The following is a 19,590-nucleotide window of genomic DNA, read 5'->3' as shown; positions in this document are numbered from 1 at the left end:
CGAGGACCGCGGGTCTGCTTGCATGGCCCGAAACGGTACCGCAATTGCGCGCGGTTCGCCTCCGTTGCGATGCAGCAATTGGCGCGCGGTTCACGCCCGCGCTTGCCGCTTCGGTCCGTCGCCTCAATCCAGCGCGACGCTGTGCGCGTGCTCGCGGGTCGCGGCGAAGCGCACGTCCGGCGCGCGTTCCTGCGCCAGCTGCAGGTTGACCCGGGTCGGCGCCAGATAGACCAGTTCGCCGGCGCCGTCGATGCCGAGGTTCATCGCGTTCTTCTCGCGGAATTCCTCCAGCTTCCTGGCGTTGTCGCAATGCACCCAGCGCGCGGTGACCACGCCGACCGGCTCGAAGCTGGCATCCACCCCGTACTCGTCCTTGAGCCGATAGGCGACCACCTCGAACTGCAGCACGCCGACCGCGCCGAGGATCAGGTCGTTGCTCATCAGCGGGCGGAAGAACTGGGTGGCGCCTTCCTCGGACAGCTGCGCCAGGCCCTTCTGCAGCTGCTTGAGCTTGAGCGGGTCGCGCAGCCGCGCGCGGCGGAACAGTTCCGGGGCGAAGTTGGGAATGCCGGTGAACGACAGCGCCTCGCCCTCGGTGAAGGTGTCGCCGATGGAGATGGTGCCGTGGTTGTGGATGCCGATGACGTCGCCGGGGTAGGCCTCGGCGGCGATCTCGCGGTCGCTGGCCATGAAGGTCAGCGCGTTGGCCAGCTTGGTGTCCTTGCCGGTGCGCACGTGCAGGGTCTTCATGCCGGCGCTGAAGCGGCCCGAGCAGATACGCATGAACGCGACCCGGTCGCGGTGCTGCGGGTCCATGTTGGCCTGGATCTTGAACACGAAGCCGGTCAGCTTCTCTTCGGTCGCCTGTACCTCGCGGCCGGTGGTGGCGTGCGGCTGCGGCGGCGGCGCGTGCTCGGCGAAGAAGTCCAGCAGCGGCTGCACGCCGAAGTTGTTGACGCCGGAGCCGAAGAACACCGGGGTCTGCTTGCCGGCGCGGTAGGCGTCCCGGTCGAATGGATGGCTGGCGCCCTGCACCAGTTCCAGTTCCTCGCGCAGTTCGGCCAGCATCTGCGCGCCGATCCGCGCGGCCAGGCCGGGCGCGTCCAGCGACGGGAAGATGGTCGAGTCCTGGCGGGTGAAGTTGCGGCCCTGTTCGTACAGATGCACTTCGCCGCTGATCAGGTGCACCACGCCCTTCAGGCGCTGGCCCATGCCGATCGGCCAGGTCACCGGCGCGCACTGGATGCCGAGCACGGTCTCCACTTCGTCGAGCAGGTCGATCGGCTCCTTGCCTTCGCGGTCGAGCTTGTTGATGAAGGTCATGATCGGCGTGTCGCGCAGCCGGCACACTTCCATCAGCTTGATGGTGCGTTCTTCCACGCCTTTGGCCACGTCGATCACCATCAGCGCCGAGTCCACCGCGGTCAGCACGCGGTAGGTGTCCTCGCCGAAGTCGGCGTGGCCGGGGGTGTCGAGCAGGTTGATGATCCTGCCTTCGTACGGGAACTGCATCACCGACGAGGTCACCGAGATGCCGCGCTCCTTTTCCAGCGCCATCCAGTCGGAGGTCGCATGGCGCGCGGCCTTGCGGCCCTTGACCGAGCCGGCCATCTGGATCGCGCCGCCGAACAGCAGCAGCTTTTCGGTCAGCGTGGTCTTGCCGGCGTCGGGGTGGGAAATGATGGCGAAGGTGCGGCGGCGCGCAGCTTCCTGGGCAACATCGGACATGGCAACGGCGCCCACTGGGCGATCACGGCTACAGGGAAGGGCGGAATTATAGCGCCGCGGCGCCGGCCACGGGTTGCGCGGCGTCCGTGGCGTCCTCGCCGCGCGGCAGCTTGAGCTCGCCGCGCGCGCCGGCCATGCGGAACGGGATCGACTCCAGGCGCATGCCGCGGTTGACCTGCACCGCGAAATGCAGGTGCGGCGCGCTGCTCAGGCCGGTGTTGCCGGACAGTGCCAGGCGTTCGCCGGCGGCGATGCGCTGGCCCGGACGTACCGCCACGCCCTGCGGCGCCAGGTGCGCGTACAGCGCCATGCTGCCGTCGGCGTGCACGATGCGCACGAAGTTGGCGCGGCCGCCGAAGGTTTCGCGGTCCAGCCCGGCCGCGGCGAAGCCCGCTTCCACCTGCATCACCGTGCCGGCGCGCGCGGCCAGCACCGGGGTGCCTTCGGCCAGGGCGAAATCCAGCGCGTAGTAGTTCTGCGCGTCGTGGTGGCTGAAGTGGCCGCCCACGCCCTGGTCCACGCGCACCGGCGCCGCGGCGAACGGCAGTCGGTACAGCGCGTCCTGCGGCTTGGCGGCCGGGTCGCCGGGCACGGCCTCCAGGACCAGGTCGAACGGGCTGGCGTAGCGCGGGTCGCTGGGGTATAGCCGCGACAGCAGCGCACTGCCGCGGGCGGGCAGCACCGCGCGTAGCGGCAGTGCCGGGACTGCGGCGAGATTGTCGGCGCGGCGGGAGCGCAGTTGCACCTGCAGCGGCCCGTCCAGGCGGTTGTCGGCCCAGGCCTGCTGGCGCGGGGCCTGGCCGTCCAGGCGCAGCTGTGCCAGCGACAGCTCGGCGCTCGCTGGCGGCGGCGGTTCGACCTCCGCATCGCGCTGCGGATCGGCGGCGTGGTCGCCGTAGTGGGCGATGCCGTTGGCGTCCCGCCACGCATACAGCGTGCCGGACGCGCCGGAGACGGGCGCCAGTGCCGACCCGCACACGGCCAGCAGCAGCCAGCGCGGCGCAGCGCGCAACCGGGTGGTGGCGGCGTCGCGGACAGCGGCGGGGGCCGGGCACTGGCCGGGCATCGGGGCTCCTGGCGGCGGCGTGGGGGGAGTGCCGTGGCGGTGCGCAGTATGCGGCAGCCGCGGTTGCGGCTTCTTATATCGCTCCATCCGAATAAAGAGATTTGACAACGCCGGAAAACGCTGGCATCGTGACCGCACCATCGAGACCGGCGGAGGGACAGGCCCTTTGATGCCGGGGCAGCCAGCGGACGCGCAAGCGACCGTGTCGGTGCCAAATCCTGCGGGGACCACCGCGTCCACCGAAAGATGGTTCGATTCGTGCCTTGCGCACGTCGAACGCGAGCTCCGCGAAGCTCGATGGCCGTTCCTCCCCGGATACCGCCATGAGTCTCGTGAATACGCCCAATCGCCCCCTTGCTGTGAATGCCTCGCTCGACCGCTATGCCGCCGCCGTCGCGCCGGCCGCCGACGGCGTGCTCGCGATGCGCGGCGAAGTGGCGGTGGCGCTGCCGCTGCGCCACGCCGGCGTGCAGCTGCTGCGCCTGCGCTACGAACTGAGCGGCCCGGCCGATGCCCCGGTGGTGTTCGTCGCCGGCGGCATTTCCGCGCATCGCCATCTCGCCGCCAACGCGAGCTTCCCCGAGAAAGGCTGGGCCGAAGGCCTGGTCGGGCCGGGCCGGGCGCTGGATCCGGGCCAGCGGCGCCTGCTCGGGTTCGACTTCGTCGGTGCCGACGGCAGCCTGGACGTGCCGATCGACAGCGCCGACCAGGCCGATGCGATCGCCGCGCTGCTGGATGCGCTGGGCATCGCCCAACTGCACGGATTCGTCGGCTATTCCTATGGCGCGCTGATCGGCCTGCAGCTGGCGGTGCGGCATCCGCAGCGCTTGCACAAGCTGGTCGCGGTCAGCGGTGCGCACCGCGCGCATCCGTATGCCGCGGCGTGGCGCGCGCTGCAGCGCCGCGCGGTGGCGCTGGGCCAGCTGCAGTGCGCCGAGAGCCACGGGCTGTCGCTGGCGCGGCAGTTCGCGATGCTCAGCTACCGCACTCCGGAAGAGTTCGGCGAGCGCTTCGATGCACCGCCGGAAGTGATCAACGGCCGCGTGCGCGTCGCTGCCGAGGACTACCTGGATGCGGCCGGCGCGCAGTACGTGGCGCGCACCCAGGTCAATGCCTACCTGCGCCTGTCCGAATCCATCGACCTGCACCGCATCGATCCGGCCGCCGTCGCCGTGCCCACCGTGGTGGTCGCGGTGGAAGGCGACCGCCTGGTGCCGCTGGCCGACCTGGTCACCCTGGTCGAAGGGCTGGGGCCGCGCGGCAGCCTGCGCGTGCTGCGCTCGCCGTACGGCCACGACGCCTTCCTGAAAGAAACCAACCGCATCGACGCGATCCTCGCCACCGCCCTTCGCCCCACCGGAGCTACCGCATGAGCACTGCCCACGACAACGATCTGCCCTGTAGCGCCGCCACCGCCGCGGTGCGCGCCGGCATCGACCGCGACACCGCCTACGGCGCAGTGACCCCGCCGATCGTGCTGTCGTCGAATTTCAGCTTCGACGGCTTCGGCAACAAGCGCCAGTACGACTACACCCGCAGCGGCAATCCGACCCGCGACCTGCTCGGCGAAGCGCTGGCGGAGCTGGAAGGCGGCGCCGGCGGCGTCATCACCGCCACCGGCATGGGCGCGATCAACCTGGTGCTGAACGCGCTGCTGCAGCCGGGCGACAAGCTGGTGGTGCCGCACGACGCGTACGGCGGCAGCTGGCGCCTGTTCAACGCGCTGGCCCAGAAGGGCCATTTCGAGCTGATCACCGCCGACCTGACCGACCCGCGCTCGCTGGCCGAGGCGCTGGCGCAGTCGCCGCAGCTGGTGCTGATCGAGACCCCGTCCAATCCGCTGCTGCGCATCACCGACCTGCGCTTCGTCATCGACGCCGCGCACAAGGCCGGCGCGCTGGCGGTGGTCGACAACACCTTCCTGTCGCCGGCGCTGCAAAAGCCCATTGCCTTCGGCGCCGATCTGGTGATCCATTCCACCACCAAGTACGTCAACGGCCACAGCGATGTGGTCGGCGGCGCGGTGATCGCCGCCACCGCCGACCTGCACCAGCAGCTGGTGTGGTGGGCCAACGCGCTGGGCCTGACCGGTTCGCCGTTCGATGCGTTCCTGACCCTGCGCGGGCTGCGCACGCTGGATGCGCGCCTGCGCGTGCACCAGGAAAATGCGCAGGCGGTGGTGGCGCTGCTCGACGGGCATGCCGCGGTCAACCAGGTCTACTACCCGGGCCTGGCCACGCATCCGGGGCATGCGGTGGCGGCGCGGCAGCAGACCGGCTTCGGCGCGATGATCAGCTTCGAGCTGGCCGGCGGCGAGGCCGAGGTGCGCGCCTTCGTCGATGGCCTGCGCTATTTCACCCTGGCCGAGTCGCTGGGCGGGGTCGAGAGCCTGGTCGCGCATCCGGCGTCGATGACGCATGCGGCGATGACCGCCGAAGCGCGCGCCAACGCCGGCATCGGCGACGGCCTGCTGCGCCTGTCGGTGGGCATCGAATCCAGCGCGGACCTGATCGCCGACCTGCAGGCGGGTCTGCTGCGTGCGCAGCAGGCCGGCGAGGCGGTGGCGCGCAAACGGGTGGACGCGTGAGCGGCAGCGTCGCCCAGGCAATACCGTCGGCGCAGGCGCGGGCGCCCGAGGCGCTGGCGCCGCGGCTGGGCCTGCTCGGCACCGGCACGGTAGGCCGCGCCTTCGTCGCGCGCTACCAGGTGCTGCAGCAGCGCCGCCCGGGCTTGCCGGCGTTCGCCTGGCTGGCCAATTCGCGGATCCTGCAGGAGTGCGGGCAAGCGCCGGCGCAGGCGCTGGCCGTGGCCAACGCCGCCGCGCGCGGCAATCATGGCGCCGCGCCGCAGCCCGCCGACCTGCGCGGCGGCGACATCGTGGTCGATGCCACCGCCAGCGAGGCGGTGGCGCAGCGGCATGCCGGGTGGCTGGCGCGCGGGGTGCACGTGGTCACCGCCAACAAGCTCGGGCAGGGCGCGGCGCTGGCGCGTGCCGAGCAGATCCATGCCGCGCGGCATGCCGCCGGCACGCATTACGGCGACGGCGCCACGGTCGGCGCCGGCCTGCCGTTGCTGAGCAGCCTGCGCGCGCTGGCCGCCGGCGGCGACCATATCCATGCGGTGGAAGGCGTGCTGTCCGGCTCGCTGGCGTGGCTGCTGCATCGCTACGACGGCAGCCGCGCGTTTTCCGACTGCGTGCGCGAGGCGGCGGCGGCCGGCTATACCGAACCGGATCCGCGCGAGGACCTGTCCGGTGAGGACGTGCGCCGCAAGCTGCTGATCCTGGCGCGCGCCGCCGGACTGCCGCTGCGCGCCGAGCAGGTGCAGGTCGAGTCGCTGCTGCCGGCGGCGCTGGCCGCGGCGGCGGCGCAGGACGTGGATGCCGCGCTGTCGGCGCTGGATGCGCCGCTGGCGGCGCGCCTGGCGCAGGCGCGTGCGAACGGCGCCTGCCTGCGTTTCGTCGGCCGTTTCGATGCGCACGGCGCGTCGGTGGGACTGCGCGAACTGCCGCTGGCGCATCCGCTGGCCAGCGGCGCCGGCACCGACAACCGCGTTGCCATCCACAGCGACCGCTACCTGCAGCAGCCGCTGCTGATCCAGGGGCCGGGCGCCGGCGCCGAGGTGACCGCGGCGGCCCTGCTCGACGACGTGCTGCGCATCGCGGTGCGCTGACGCGCCAGTACGCCGGCAGTCGCCGCGCCGTTAGCGCGCGGCCAGCGCCTGCAGCAGCGCGGCGTTGAAGCGCTGCGGCGCTTCGACCTGCGGCGCGTGGCCCAGGTCGGCGAACTCGACCAGCGTGGCGCCGGGAATCGCCGCCGCCGCGCGCTTGCCCAACGCCGGATAGTCGCCCAGGGTCTTGGCCAGCGCCGGCGGCGCCAGGTCCTTGCCGATCGCGGTGCGGTCGCGCTGGCCGATGAACAGCGTGGTCGGCACCTGGATCTGCGCGAACCGCTGCAGCACCGGCTGGTTGAACACCATGTCCGAGGTCAGCGCCTGGTTCCAGGCCACCTGCGCGTGGCCGGGGCCGGCGTACAGCCCGGCCTGCATCGTCACCCAGCGGTCGTACTCGGGTTTCCATTGCCCGCCGTAGTAGACGCTCTGCTGGTACTGCCTGATCGAGGCGGCATCGGTCTTGAGTTCCTTCGCGTACCAGGCATCGACGCTGCGCCACGGCACACCGGCGGCCTTCCAGTCCTCCAGCCCGATCGGGTTGACCAGCAGCAGCTGGCTCACGTCCTGCGGATACTGCAGGGCGTAGTGCGCGGCGAGCATGCCGCCCATCGAGTGGCCGACGAACACCGCCCGGGTCACCCCGGCGTGTTGCAGTAGCGCATGGGTGTTGGCCGCCAGCTGCGCGAAGGAGAACTGGTAGGCCTGCGGCTTGCTCGACTTGCAGAAGCCGATCTGGTCCGGCGCGATCACCCGGTAGCCTGCGGCGAGGAGCGCGGCGATCGCCGACTCCCAGGTCGCCGCGCAGAAGTTCTTGCCGTGCAGCAGCACGACGGTGCGGCCGTTGGGCGTGCCGCTCGGCGCCACGTCCAGGTAGGCCATCTGCAAGGACTGCCGCTGCGAGACGAAGTCGTAGCGGGCGAGCGGAGCCGGATAGTCGAAGCCTTCCAGCTGCGCGCCGTAGCGCGGCGCGGGGGTGGCGGCGTGGCTGGGCGGCGGCAGGAGCGCGGCGGCGAGCGCGGCGAGAAGCGGGAGTCGGCGCATGCGGGCTGGAGGACGTGCGGGGATGCCGCGACTCTAGCCCGGGCCATGCACGGGCGGCGTCAACGCGGCTCAGCAGCGCGAATGCACCAGGCTCAGGCAGGCATGGCGCTGCATGCGTTCGGCCGACTCGTGCAGCGCCGCCAGCACCTGCTCGGCCTGCGTGCCGAGCACCGGCCGGTACGCGGCCCAGCCGTTGCGGCCCCTGGCCTTGGCCTGGTACAGCGCGCGGTCGGCGAGGACCAGCAACTGTTCCCAGCCCAGGTGGCTGTCGGGATCGTGCACGAACGGGAATTCGGCCAGGCCGATCGAGCAGGTGATCTGGCTGTGGCGGCCGTGCTCGAGCGCGAAGCTGTGCGCGGCGATCGCCCGGCACAGGCGTTCGGCGGCCACGGGCAGGTTCTCGCGCGGCGCCGAGCGCAGCACCAGCAGGAATTCCTCGCCGCCCCAGCGCACCACGTAGTCGCTTTCGCGGGTCAGCCTGACCAGCAGCTGCGCCATCTGCTGCAGCACCGCGTCGCCGGTGTGGTGGCCGCCGCTGTCGTTGATCGACTTGAAATGGTCGATGTCGATCAGCGCGAACAGCATGCCCGAGGACAGGATGTCCAGGTCGTTGGCGGCCATGCGCCGGTACAGCGCGATGTCGCTGGGGATGTGCAGCGACAGGTAGCGGCGATTGCGCAGCTGGGTCAGGTCGTCGGTGAAGCTGGCTTCCTGCAGGCGCTGGTTGGCCGCCTGCAGCGCCTCGGTGCGCTGGCGCACCTGCCGCTCCAGCGTCTGGCGCTGGCGCTGGTTGACCACGCGCGCGATGCCGATGCAGAGCAGCGCCAGGAGCAGCACGCCCAGCCCCAGCAGCAGCTTGTAGTACAGCGTCTCCTGGAAGCGCAGCCGGATCCGCAGCGGCAGCCGCGCCGGCGCCAGCGCCCAGACGCCGGCGTTGTTGCTGCCGGTGACCTCGAACACGTAGTCGCCGCCGGGCAGGTTGGTATAGCTGGCCACGCGCTGGCGGATGTCGTCGAGGCTGCGCCATTGGGTGTCGTAGCCGACCAGGCGATAGCGCAGTTCCACGTTCTCCGGCGCCTGGAACGAGGCCGCGGTGAACTCGAAATCCAGGTCGCGCGCCTGCGCCGGCAGCGGCGTGTCGCGCAGCGCCTGCGGCGCCATCCAGCGGCCCTGCGCGCGGATCCGCTCCACCACCGGCTGCGGCGCGACCGGGTTCTTGACGATGCCGGCGGTGTCCATGGTCACCACGCCGTCGCGGCTGGGCAGCCACAGCGTGCCGCTGTCGATGAAGCCCTTGCCGTTGCCGGCGCCGTTGCAGCACAGGCCCTGCACGCCGCCGTGGCGCTGGCCGCGCTCGTTGAGCAGCAGTTCGGCGTGCAGCGGCGTGCTCGGCACCTCGATGCGCTTGAGCAGGCTCGCCAGCGGCATCCGGTACACGCCGCGCAGGCCGGCCACCCACAGGCTGCCGTGGCCGTCGTCGGTGATGAAGAACGCCGCGTTCGCCGGCAGTCCGGCGTGTTCGTCGAACATGGTCCAGCGCTTGCCATCGAACACCCACAGTTGTTCCGACAGCGTGCCCACCAGCCACTGTCCGCCGGGCAGTTCGTGTATGGCGGTGATGTCGGCGCCGGCCAGCGCCGAGCCGGCCGCGGCGAGCGGCAGCAGGCGCTCGCCGCGCAGTTCATACAGGCCGGCCTGGGAGCCGATCAGCAGGCGCCCGGCGCGGGTTTCGTGGATCAGGCGGATGCGCGGGTCGCGTAGGCCCTCGCTGCTGCCGTAGCGATGCAGGCGGTTGCCGTCGCTGCGGAACAGGCCGTCGCTGCTGGCGAACCACAGCCGCTGCGCGCGATCGCGGACGATGCCGCTGACCTGCAGTTCGCGCAGCGGCGCCAGCAGCGGCGGCAGCGTGGCGCGCCCGTCGCGGTACAGCACGGCGCCGCGACGGGTGCCGATCCACAGCTGGCCGGGTTCGGCGAGCAGGGTGTAGGGAACGTCGGTGGGCAGTTGTGCGCGGCGCAGCACCTGCCGGTAGCGGCCATCGCGCAGCCGCGCCAGGCCGTTGCCGGTGCCGACCCACAGCGCGCCGTCGGGATCGCGCGCCAGCGTCCACACCAGCGGGTCGGACAAGCCTTCGTCGCTGCTGTAGCGGCGCGTCCAGCCGTTCCACAGGCGGGTCGCGCCATTCCAGCGGCTGCCCAGCCACAGGTTGCGCTCGCGATCCTCGAAGATCGCGCTGGCGCCCGCGTCCGGCTCGCGTTCGGCGTATTGCTCGACGATGCCGCCGTCGCGCACGCGCAGCAGGTAGTCGGGCAGGCCCACCCACAGATTGCCGTCGCTGTCCTGGTACAGCGCCTCCACCGCGCGTCGGGTCAACGCCGGGTCGCCCGGCAGGCGCTGCCAGCGGCCGTCGCGGCGGAACAGCAGGCCGTCGCGGCTGCCGGCCCACAGGCGTCCCTGTGCGTCCAGCAACTGCCGCACCGGCGCCGCGCGCGCGTCCGCCGGCAACGGCAGCGGCTCGCCGTCGCCGTCGCCATCGGCGAAGCGCAGTACCGCGCCGCGCGTGCCGACCCACAGCTCGCCGCCGCGCGGCAGCAGCGCGTAGGCGCCGTGGGCGATGCGATGGCGCAGGCGCAGGCTGTCGCCGACCACGGCATACACGCCATCCTGCGCCGCGACCAGCACCGTGCCCTGCGCATCGACCGCGATCGCTTCGATGTTCAGCAGCGGCGCTTGCGGATCCTGCGGCAGCAGGTTGCTGAAGCGGCCGTCGCGATAGCGCGCCAGCCCGCGGTAGGTGCCGATCCACAGGTCGCCGCCGGGATCCACGCGCAAGGCCTTGATCAACGTGCCGGGCAGGTTGGCCGGCGCTTTTTCGCCGAAGGTGGTCATGCGCACGCCGTCGAAGCGCGCCAGCCCGCCCATCGTGCCGATCCACAGATAACCCTGCCGGTCCTGCGCGAAGGCCTGCACGCTCAGCTGCGGCAGCCCTTGTTCCAGGCTCCAGCGCTGGCGTTCGTACTGGTTGAACTGCTTGTCCGGCTGCAAGGCGGCCGCGCTCGGCACGAGCGAGATCCACGCTCCGAGCAGCGTGGCCAGCTTTAACGCACGGGTGCACCAGGAAGCGGGGTGGGGCTGCAAGGACATTCCAATGCCGGCTCGGTGTCGGCGTATCGTCGAAGTCGCTATCGGCACCGGCGCGCCGATCTTTATCCGCACCGCAACAAACGCCTGCGCGGCGGTGGCCATTGCGGCGGCCGCAGCGGCGCGCTTCATCCCGGCGGATTCGCCCTGCGCGGCGCCGCTGTGCGCGTGCGGTACCGCGCCATCGCCCGGGTGCGGGCCGCTGCGCCGCTGCGCGCGCCTGCCTGCCGCGTGCGCGCGCGCAGCAGCGGCGCGATCCGTCCGGGCGCAGGACACGCCCGGCGCGTCAGCTCAGCACTCGATCACGTTCACCGCCAGCCCGCCGCGGCTGGTTTCCTTGTACTTGTCCTGCATGTCGCGGCCGGTGTCGCGCATGGTCCGGATCACCTTGTCCAGCGAGACCTTGTGCTTGCCGTCGCCGCGCATGGCCATGCGGCTGGCGTTGATCGCCTTCACCGCGCCCATCGCGTTGCGCTCGATGCACGGGATCTGCACCAGCCCGCCGATCGGATCGCAGGTCAGGCCGAGGTTGTGTTCCATGCCGATCTCGGCGGCGTTCTCGATCTGCCCCGGCTTGCCGCCGAGCGCGGCGACCAGGCCGCCGGCGGCCATCGAGCAGGCCACGCCGACCTCCCCCTGGCAGCCGACTTCGGCGCCGGAGATGGAGGCGTTTTCCTTGTACAGGATGCCGATCGCCGCGGCGGTCAGCAGGAAGTCGAAGATGCGCTGCTCGTCGCTGCCCGGGCAGAAACGGTCGAAGTAGTGCAGCACCGCCGGAACGATCCCGGCCGCGCCGTTGGTCGGCGCGGTGACCACGCGGCCGCCGGCGGCGTTCTCTTCGTTGACCGCCAGCGCGTACAGGTTGACCCAGTCCAGCGTGGTCAGCGGGTCGCGCATCGCCGCTTCCGGCGTGGACGACAGTTCGCGGTACAGCGCCGGCGCACGCCGCGCCACGTGCAGACCGCCGGGCAGCGTGCCTTCCTCGCGGATGCCGCGCGCCACGCAGGCCTGCATCGCGTTCCACAGTTCGCGCAGGCCGGCGCGGATCGCGTCCTCGCTGCGCCAGCACTTCTCGTTCTCGAACATCAGTGCGGCGATGCTCAGGCCGCTGCGCGCGGCCTGCGCCAGCAGCTCGTCGCCGCTCTTGAACGGGTAGGGCAGCGGCGTTTCGTCGGCGACGATGCGGTCCTCGGCGGCGTCGTCCTGGTTGACCACGAAGCCGCCGCCGACCGAGTAGTAATCGCGCGTGGCGATCACCTCCTCGTCGGCGGCGTAGGCGGTGAAGCGCATGCCGTTGCTGTGGTACGGCAGCTTCTGGCGCTTGTTCAGCACCAGGTCGCGCTTCTCGTCGAAGGCGATGCTGTGCTGGCCCATCAGGTTGATGCGCTTGCTGCTGCGGATGCGCTCCAGGGTGCTCGGAATGATGTCCGGGTCGATCAGGTTCGGGCGCTGGCCTTCCAGGCCCAGCAGCACCGCCTTGTCGGTGCCGTGGCCGCGCCCGGTCAGCGCCAGCGAGCCGAACACCTCGGCGCGGATCCGCACCACCTCGCCGAGCCGGCCCGGATCCAGCAGCCAGCGCTGCACGAAGCGCTCGGCCGCACGCATCGGCCCCACGGTATGCGAGGAACTCGGCCCGATGCCGATCTTGAACAGGTCGAAGGTGCTGACAGCCATACGTGCCGGAGAGGTGGAAGGCCAAAGACCGTCTATTCTATGTCCCCGGTCCGCTGCCGATGCCCGCAGCGCAGCATTGGAGCCGCCGCGGATGTCCCTGACCCTGTACCAGCGCGACGATTGCCACCTGTGCGACCAGGCGCTGCTGGTCCTGGCGCAGGCGCGCCTGGGCGATCTCGACAGCGTATTCATCGATGGCGACCCGGTACTGGAAGCGCGCTACGGGGAGCGGGTGCCGGTGCTGCGCGACGCTGGCGGACGCGAGCTGGCGTGGCCGTTCGATACCTGCCTGGTCGCACGTTGGTTGCGGCTGGAGGTTTGAGCTGCCCAAGGTAGAGCGGGCGAGACGCAATACGCCGCCGTCATACCCGCCTGGTGCAGGTCGATCCGGGTGCCGGTGCCTGCGATTGACGTCTGAGCGCTATGCGCTCCTGTAGCCGGAGGCATCGTAGCTGACGCGCTTGGGCAGGCCGTGTTCGGCCCGGACAGAATTCTCGGAGGGTTCGCCTGTCTTTGAATATTTGTACTTTCCTAGGCCCACGGCGCGTAGCTCTTCTTTCCCCGAGGCGGTATCGGGGTCGCAGGGATCATCGGAACAGCCTTTCCAGGTTCCAGCCATCATGTGTTTTGCGTGCACCAGTTCATGCGCCAGCAAGCTGACTTTGTCCCTATGGCTGGCAGTCGGGCCAGTCGGATCGCCATCTTCGTCCAATCCCATGCTCGTCTGGTGGGCGCTCCATGACACGACAACGCTCGACCCTTCATTGGGGCCACCCGCTGTCTTCAGGGCATAAAGCTGTGCAGCTGTTTCCCGGATATCGCAGAAGCGAGTCACGCCGGGATGCGCCTCCAGCTGATGCCGTGAAAGGACCGGTTCCGCCATGGGGCCCTGCGGGGGATGGCGTCATCTCGCGAATCGTGACCTTGTGCCTTCGTTGATGGCTGAGCCGTTGCAGTTGATCGAGCAGTCTGTTGCCGGTGTTTCTGGAGTTCAAATGGCAAAGATGCACATCGACTTCGGCATTGAATCGTTGTTGGTCGCGACTGTTGTCCGACTTGCTGTGTGAGTAGATGCCCGGATAGCGTGTCTGGATTGGCATGGAAGTGGCTTGGTGCAGAGATGGGAATTTCTGCGCGGATGCGCGGATAGATGATCGCGCTGTAGGCATCCGAGGCTGCGGTCGTGGCGCGCGTCGCTGTTCACGGATGCGAAGCAAGCGCGCTCAGGCAGCGGGGGGAGGGGGCAAGCGATGCGCTGCCGTTTACAGCGCCGCCCTGAGACGTTGGCGCGCTTGAACGCGGGCATGATCGTTCGGCATCCGGATTGCGGGGCATGCCAGCCGGTAAATGGGTCTGCGCCTGTCGAGAAGCCCTGGCAGGGCGCTGCAGTCAGTGTGCCGCAGAGCCTCCGCGCGGTTCGATGGCGAGGAGCGCCCGCCGCCGCCGTTCGCTTGGCCGGTCCAAAAAAAGCGGCGGACCCGACGAGGGAATCCGCCGCCCAGTGGCCGCGTGCCGCTGCGGCCTGTGGCGAATCACTTCGCCTTGAACACGACCTTGGTGCTGATCGCGGTTTCGTTGGGGATGGTCTTGGTGTCGGCCCAGTCGCCGCCGCCAACGCCGAAGTCCAGGCGCTTGACGATGGCCTTGCCGGCCAGCACCGGCTGCGCGCCCGGGGTCCAGGTGAAGGTCAGGGTCACCGGCCGGGACACCCCGCGCAGTTCCAGGGTGCCGTCGGCGGCGTACTGGTTGTTGCCGAGCGAACGGAACTTGTCGGCGCGGTAGTGGGCGGTGGCGAACTTGGCCACGTTGAAGAAGTCCGGCCCCTGCAAGGTGGAGTCGCGGTCGGCATTGCCGCTCTTGGTGCCGGCCAGCGGGATCGCCACGTCGAGCTTGGCGCTGGCCAGGTTGGCCGGGTCGAAGCTGAGCCTGGTGTCGAAGCCGGGGAACTGGCCGGTGAACACTTCGCCGTCGTACTTGCTGGCGAACACCAGGCTCGAGCCCGGCGCCTGCAGGTAATCGGCGGCGAACGCGGGGGCGGCGGCGAGCATCGCCACCAGGCTGGCGGCAACGGCGGCGGGGGAGGCGAAACGGGACGACATGATGGAACTCCTCAGGACTTGGGGGTCAGCCAGCCGCGCGGCAACATCCGCGCCAGGGTGGCATCGCGTTGCAACAGGTGGTGGTAGAAGGCGGCGCCGGCATGCGCCAGCACCACCGCGATCAGGATCCAGAAGCCCCATGCGTGCAGCGCATGCGACAGGTCGCGCAGCTGCGCATCGGGCGCGCTGAGCTTGGGCACGGCGACCAGGCCGAACCAGCGGAACGGGCGCAGGCCGCTGCTGGAGTCGTACAGCCAGCCGGACAGCGGCATGGCGAAGATCAGCACGTACAGCAGCACGTGGGTGGCGCTGGCGATGCGTTCCTGCCAGCCCGGCGTGCCCGGCACCGGTTTGGGCGCGCCGGCATACAGGCGCCAGCCCAGCCGCGCGATCACCAGCGCCAGCACGGTCAGGCCGAGCGACTTGTGCGCGGTGTAGACCCAGAAGTATCTGGGCGTCTTCGGCAGCTCGCCCATGCTCAGGCCGACCACGCCCAGCAACAGGATCAGGGCGGCGATCAGCCAATGCAGGGTCTGGCTGACGCCGCCCCAACGCTCGGCGGTGTTCTTGGCGGTCATGGCGTGGATTCCTGGCTGCGGCTGGGCGAGGTGGTGGGGGCGTCGGGATCGGCGTCGGGTGCGGGCGTGGCCGGTTGCGCCTGGTCGGCGTCGGCGCGGCCCTCGCGGGTGGCCTCGGCCTCGATGCGCAGCTCGACCGCGGCGCCGATCACCGACGGCCAGGCGGCGATGCCGAAGTCGGCGCGCTGCAGCGTGGCGGTGGCGGAAAAGCCCACGGTGCGGCGGAATGGCGGCAGCGGATGCCGCTTCAGCGCGTTGAGGGTCACCTCCAGCGCGATCTCGCGGCTGACCCCGTGCAGGGTCAGCGTGCCGAACACCTTGGCGTGGGTGGCGTCGATCGGTTCGATCCGGGTGGAGACGAAGTGCGCCTCGGGGTAGCGCTCGCCGTCGACCAGGTTGCGCGCCAGCGCGGCGCGGTTCCACTTGGCGTCGCCCAGGTCCAGCCGCTGCAGCGGCACCCGCGCGTCCAGCCGCGCGCTGCGCCAGTCGTCCGGATCGAACAGCAGGCTGCCGCTGCTGCCGGACACGGTGCCCAGCGCCTTGGAGAAGCCGGCGTGCTCGATCGCGAACAGCACGCGGGTGTGCACCGGGTCCAGCGCGTACTGCGCCGGGGCCGCCAGCGCGGCGGTCGGCAGGGTCAGCAGCAGGGCGAGCAGGCAGCGCTGGAGCATGGGTGGGCCAGGCAGGAGGAGTAGGCGGGATTCTAGGCGCAGTCCGCGGCGCTTGCGCCAGCACGTCGCGCAATGGTTCGTTGCGTCGCGCGGCGGGTGGGATTTTGCCGCCCCCCACGGTATAAGAACGCTGCCGCATCGAGGCGGCACGGAGCGGCCGCGCTGTTTGCGGCCGGCCCCGGCAGTGCGCCGGTGTTCATCCGCCGCCGATCGTTCACTGCCGCTGGAGCCGCTGTCGATGCAAATCCCGTGTCCTCGACGCCTGCGCCGCGGCTGGCTGCTCGCCTGGCTGCTGGTGCTGGCCGGCTGCTGCGTCAGCGCGCTGGCCGCGGTGCCGGAACTGCCGCGGTTCCGCGTGCTGGACGCCGAGCACGGGCTGCCGTCCAGCCAGATCTCGCGGCTGGGCCTGGACCGCGACGGCTACCTGTGGATCGCCAGCGGCGACGGCCTGGCCCGCTACGACGGGCGCGAATTCCGCATCTGGCGCCACGCTCCGGACGATCCGCAGTCCTTGCGCTGCAACTACGTGCAGGAATTGCACATCGATGCGCGCAACCGGGTGTGGGTCGCCTGCGAAGGCGGCGGCCTGAGCGTGCTCGATGCCGGGCGCCGCGGCTTCCGCCATTTCAACATGGCCACGCAACCGGCGATGCGCAGCGACGATGTGTTCGCGATCGCCAGCCGTGGCGACGAGATCGTGTTCGGTACCTATGCCGGCGGCCTGTATCGGCTGCCGGCGGACGGACGCGTGCAGCGCATCCAGGCCGGCGACGGCGAGGTCGATGCGATGCTCGACAGCGCGGTGGTGGGCCTGGCGTTCGACCCGTCCGGGGTGCTGTGGATCGGCACCATCAAGGGCCTGGTGCGCTACGACGGCACCCGCGCCAGCGCCTACCGGCTACCCGGCAGCGATGGCACGCAGCAGCGCTTGTCGGCGCTGATCGCGCTGTCCGACGGGGTGTGGGTCAGCGCCAACAGGGACTTGTACCGGCTCGGACGCGACGGGCGCTGGCAGCGCGCCGATTGGACCGGCGCACTGCAGCGCGGGGTGCTGTGCATGGCCGAGGACGGCAGCGGCGGCTACTGGCTCGGCAACGGCCAGGGGCTGTGGCACAAGCCGGCCGACGGCGCCTTGCGCCGCGTTGGCGAAGGCGAAGCGGCGGTGTCCGGCGCCAACGTGGTGGTGAGCATGCTGCGCGACAAGGAAGGCGGGCTGTGGGTGTCGTTGCCGACCCGCGGCCTGGGCTACCTGCGTCCGGACTGGCGGCGGCTGGCGGTGCTCGGGCCGGCGCACGGCCTGGTGCCGGACCTGTACGCGGGCCTGGCGCCGGCCCGCGATGGCGGGGCATGGCTGGCCGGGACCGGCGGCAACGTGTATCGGCTGCAACCGTCCAGCGGCGAGCTGAGCAAACCGGCATGGACCTCCGGCCTGCCCGACATACGCTTGCTGTCGGTGCTGCAGGACGCCGCCGGCATGCTGTGGCTGGGCAGCAGCGTCACGCTGTTGCGCGGTCCGGCCGGCGGTGGCGCGCTGCAGGGCTGGAGCCACCGGTCGGCGCGCGACCCCACCCCTGAAATCGGTGGCAGCGCCTGGTTGCGCGCGCGCGCCGACGGCACCTTGTGGGTGGCCGTCCCCGGCTTCGGCGTGCAGGTGCGCGCGCTCGCCGACGGCCACGTGCTGGACAACATCCACGGTCCGCAGCGCGGCCTGGCCGCCGCCGCCGATATCGCCGCGTTCGCTCTGGCGCCGGACGGCACGCCGTGGCTGGCCGCCGAGCGCCTGCATTACTGGGACGCCGCCGCCGGGCAGTTCCGCGCGCCGCCGGAATTCGCCGGCGAACGGGTGCAGTCGTTCGCCTTCGCCGATGCGCAGACCCTGTGGCTGCATCGCCTGTCCGGGCTGGAGCTGTGGCGTCGCGAGGGCGGGCATTGGCGGCCGCTGCACCGCTATGCGGCGGCCGAGGGCGTGCCGGCGACCGAATCGCAGGGGCTGGTCGTCGACCAGCAGGGACGCGCCTGGTTGGGCATGCGCCGCGGCCTGTTCCGGATCGATCCGCGGCACGTGCCGGCGGTGCGCGCGTTCGGCGCGCGCGACGGCCTGAGCAGCCAGGAAGTGGTCAAGCGCGGGCTGCTGATGGCCGCCGACGGGGTGCTGCTGGCGGCCACCGCCGACGGCAGCGTGGCCTTGCTGGACACGCGGCTGCCGGACCCGCCGTCGGTGCCGCTGGCGCTGAGCGTGGAGAGCGTGCAGGTGCGCCGCGGCGAGCGCCTGCTGGCGCTGCCGGTGAGCGGCGGCTTCGCCCTGCAGCCGGACGACCGCGACCTGCGCGTGGTGGCGCGGCTGCTCTCGTTCGTCGATCCGGAGGGGATCGGCTACCGCTTCCGCCTGTCCGGCTACGACCGCACCTGGGTCGCGGTCGGCGCCGCCGGCGAGCGCACGCTGCCGCAGCTGCCGGCCGGCGCGCACGTGCTCGAGGTGCAGGCGCGCACTCGCAACGGCGCCTGGTCGCCGACCCTGCGGCTGCCGTTCCGGGTGTATCCGCCGTGGTGGCGCAGCGTCTGGGGCATCGCCGGGCTGCTCGCCGCCGCCGCGCTGCTGCTGCTGGTGTCGTTGCGCGCCTACCGCCGCCGCCTGCGCCGCCAGCATGCCTGGCAACTGGCGCTGCACAAGCAGGAAGTGGCCGAGCAGGCGTCGCTGGCCAAGACCCGCTTCCTGGCCACGCTCGGGCACGAGGTGCGCACGCCGATGACCGGCGTGCTCGGCATGAGCGAACTGTTGCTGGCCACGCCGCTGGATCCCAGGCAGCGCGGCTATACCGAATCGATCCGCCGCGCCGGCACGCATCTGCTGCACCTGGTCAACGACGCGCTGGACCTGGCGCGGATCGAGGCCGGACGCCTGCAGCTGGATCTGCAGCCGTTCGCGCTGCAGGCGTTGATCGCCGACGTGGTGCACCTGATGGCGCCGCTGGCGCAGGCGCGCGGGCTGCGCTTCGAATGCCACGACACCTTGCCGGGCGCGGTGACCGTCGACGGCGACGCGGTGCGGGTGCGGCAGATCCTGCTCAATCTGGTCGGCAACGCGATCAAGTTCACCGCCAGCGGCGCGGTGACGCTGCACGTGGCGCCGCTGCACAGCGGGCATGGGCTGTGCGTGGAGGTCGCCGACACCGGCCCGGGCATCAGCGCCGAGCAGCAGGCGCGGCTGTTCCAGCGCTTCGAGCAGGGCGACGGCCCGCGCACCGCCGCCCGCTACGGCGGCAGCGGGCTGGGCCTGGCGATCAGCCAGGAACTGGCGATGGCGATGGGCGGGCGCATCCAGGTGGACAGCCGGCTCGGGCATGGCGCGCGCTTCCGGGTGACGCTGCCGCTGCGCTGGCAGGCGCGGCCTGCCGAGGCGCTGACGGTGGTGCCGCTGCCGCTGCCGGCGCGGGTACAGGCGCCGCTGCGGATCCTGCTGGTCGAGGACGAACCCACCGTGGCCCAGGTGATGGCCGAATTGCTGCGCAGCCGCGGCCACCACGTGGTCTGCGCCGCGCACGGCCTGGAGGCGCTGACCGAGGTGAGCCAGGGCACTTTCGACCTGGGCCTGCTCGACCTGGACCTGCCGGCGCTCGACGGCCTGGCGCTGGCGCGGCAACTGCGCGTGCTCGGCTACGGCTTTGCGCTGATCGCGGTCACCGCGCGCTCCGACGGCGAGGCCGAGGCCGCGGCCAAGACGGCCGGTTTCGCCGGCTTCGTGCGTAAGCCGGTCACTGGCGACATGCTGGCTGAAGCGATTCGGGGGGTGATGGATTCAGGACTAGAGGATCGGGACTCGGGACTGGGGACTCGGGACTCGGAATAGCGCGTCGTCCTGCCGGACGGCGCAGTGGATTCGCAGGCAACGCATGCGACGCTTCGAGTCCCGAGTCCCGAGT

The 19,590-nt window shown here is 71.2% G+C and carries 15 protein-coding genes and 1 riboswitch; of the genes, 6 read left to right on the top strand and 9 right to left on the bottom strand.

Features of this window, described 5'->3' with window-relative positions; genetic code table 11:
- Window positions 1-123 precede the first annotated feature (123 nt).
- Window positions 124-1,728 carry a peptide chain release factor 3 gene (locus FZ025_RS03480; protein ID WP_046977295.1) on the bottom strand — a complete coding sequence of 535 codons (1,605 nt, stop codon included), beginning with the start codon at window positions 1,726-1,728 and terminating at the stop codon, window positions 124-126.
- Window positions 1,729-1,774: 46 nt separating this feature from the next.
- A complete protein-coding gene (locus FZ025_RS03475; RefSeq protein ID WP_167523868.1) occupies window positions 1,775-2,794 on the bottom strand; it encodes a peptidoglycan DD-metalloendopeptidase family protein in 1,020 nt (339 codons plus the stop codon).
- Window positions 2,795-2,928: 134 nt separating this feature from the next.
- A riboswitch (SAM riboswitch) is annotated at window positions 2,929-3,047 on the top strand.
- 10 nt (window positions 3,048-3,057) lie between these two features.
- Between FZ025_RS03475 and metX the strand changes: the two genes are divergently transcribed.
- The 3 genes from metX to FZ025_RS03460 are packed head-to-tail and all read left to right on the top strand — an operon-like array spanning window position 3,058 to window position 6,466.
- Window positions 3,058-4,167 carry a homoserine O-succinyltransferase MetX gene (gene metX, locus FZ025_RS03470; protein ID WP_208803736.1) on the top strand — a complete coding sequence of 370 codons (1,110 nt, stop codon included), beginning with the start codon at window positions 3,058-3,060 and terminating at the stop codon, window positions 4,165-4,167.
- On the top strand, window positions 4,164-5,381 hold the full coding sequence (locus FZ025_RS03465) for an O-succinylhomoserine (thiol)-lyase (RefSeq protein ID WP_104557624.1): 1,218 nt from the start codon (window positions 4,164-4,166) through the stop codon (window positions 5,379-5,381). Before metX ends, FZ025_RS03465 begins: the two co-directional genes overlap by 4 nt.
- A gap of 20 nt (window positions 5,382-5,401) precedes the next feature.
- Window positions 5,402-6,466, top strand: a complete 1,065-nt coding sequence (locus tag FZ025_RS03460; RefSeq protein ID WP_104557820.1) for a homoserine dehydrogenase family protein — start codon at window positions 5,402-5,404, stop codon at window positions 6,464-6,466.
- 30 nt (window positions 6,467-6,496) lie between these two features.
- On the opposite strand, the gene FZ025_RS03455 is transcribed toward FZ025_RS03460, so the two are convergent.
- The 3 genes from FZ025_RS03455 to FZ025_RS03445 all read right to left on the bottom strand — a co-directional run bounded on the left by FZ025_RS03455 (window position 6,497) and on the right by FZ025_RS03445 (window position 12,322).
- Window positions 6,497-7,507, bottom strand: a complete 1,011-nt coding sequence (locus FZ025_RS03455) for an alpha/beta fold hydrolase (RefSeq protein WP_104557622.1) — start codon at window positions 7,505-7,507, stop codon at window positions 6,497-6,499.
- 69 nt (window positions 7,508-7,576) lie between these two features.
- Complete coding sequence (locus FZ025_RS03450; RefSeq protein WP_244292453.1) at window positions 7,577-10,570, bottom strand: ligand-binding sensor domain-containing diguanylate cyclase; 2,994 nt, start codon at window positions 10,568-10,570, stop codon at window positions 7,577-7,579.
- Between the two features lie 369 nt (window positions 10,571-10,939).
- Window positions 10,940-12,322: an L-serine ammonia-lyase gene (locus FZ025_RS03445; RefSeq protein WP_046977328.1), complete on the bottom strand. Its 1,383-nt coding sequence runs from the start codon at window positions 12,320-12,322 to the stop codon at window positions 10,940-10,942.
- 91 nt (window positions 12,323-12,413) lie between these two features.
- On the opposite strand from FZ025_RS03445, the gene FZ025_RS03440 reads away from it, so the two are divergent.
- Window positions 12,414-12,644, top strand: a complete 231-nt coding sequence (locus FZ025_RS03440; RefSeq protein WP_046977329.1) for a glutaredoxin family protein — start codon at window positions 12,414-12,416, stop codon at window positions 12,642-12,644.
- Between the two features lie 99 nt (window positions 12,645-12,743).
- On the opposite strand, the gene xopG is transcribed toward FZ025_RS03440, so the two are convergent.
- On the bottom strand, window positions 12,744-13,205 hold the full coding sequence (xopG, locus tag FZ025_RS21965) for a XopG/HopH/AvrPtoH family type III secretion system effector (RefSeq protein WP_280117177.1): 462 nt from the start codon (window positions 13,203-13,205) through the stop codon (window positions 12,744-12,746).
- A 55-nt stretch (window positions 13,206-13,260) separates the two neighbouring features.
- On the opposite strand from xopG, the gene FZ025_RS22660 reads away from it, so the two are divergent.
- Window positions 13,261-13,389 carry a hypothetical protein gene (locus FZ025_RS22660; RefSeq protein ID WP_280117176.1) on the top strand — a complete coding sequence of 43 codons (129 nt, stop codon included), beginning with the start codon at window positions 13,261-13,263 and terminating at the stop codon, window positions 13,387-13,389.
- Window positions 13,390-13,854: 465 nt separating this feature from the next.
- Here FZ025_RS22660 and FZ025_RS03430 read toward each other — a convergent pair whose 3' ends face one another.
- Genes FZ025_RS03430 through FZ025_RS03420 form a run of 3 tightly spaced genes read right to left on the bottom strand, consistent with a single transcriptional unit; the run spans window position 13,855 to window position 15,670 of the window.
- Window positions 13,855-14,421 (bottom strand): YceI family protein, encoded by a 567-nt coding sequence (locus tag FZ025_RS03430; RefSeq protein WP_046977330.1) that lies wholly within the window; start codon window positions 14,419-14,421, stop codon window positions 13,855-13,857.
- 11 nt (window positions 14,422-14,432) lie between these two features.
- The gene (locus tag FZ025_RS03425) at window positions 14,433-14,999 is read right to left on the bottom strand and encodes a cytochrome b (protein ID WP_046977331.1); all 567 of its coding nucleotides are present in this window, start codon (window positions 14,997-14,999) and stop codon (window positions 14,433-14,435) included.
- Window positions 14,996-15,670: a YceI family protein gene (locus FZ025_RS03420; RefSeq protein ID WP_104557620.1), complete on the bottom strand. Its 675-nt coding sequence runs from the start codon at window positions 15,668-15,670 to the stop codon at window positions 14,996-14,998. Before FZ025_RS03420 ends, FZ025_RS03425 begins: the two co-directional genes overlap by 4 nt.
- 238 nt (window positions 15,671-15,908) lie before the next feature.
- Between FZ025_RS03420 and FZ025_RS03415 the strand changes: the two genes are divergently transcribed.
- The gene (locus FZ025_RS03415) at window positions 15,909-19,517 is read left to right on the top strand and encodes a hybrid sensor histidine kinase/response regulator (RefSeq protein WP_104557618.1); all 3,609 of its coding nucleotides are present in this window, start codon (window positions 15,909-15,911) and stop codon (window positions 19,515-19,517) included.
- The last annotated feature ends 73 nt before the right edge of the window (window positions 19,518-19,590 follow it).

This window comes from Xanthomonas hyacinthi (assembly GCF_009769165.1).
GTDB classification, from domain to species: Bacteria; Pseudomonadota; Gammaproteobacteria; order Xanthomonadales; family Xanthomonadaceae; genus Xanthomonas_A; species Xanthomonas_A hyacinthi.
This window is presented reverse-complemented; position numbering and strand designations above follow the sequence as displayed.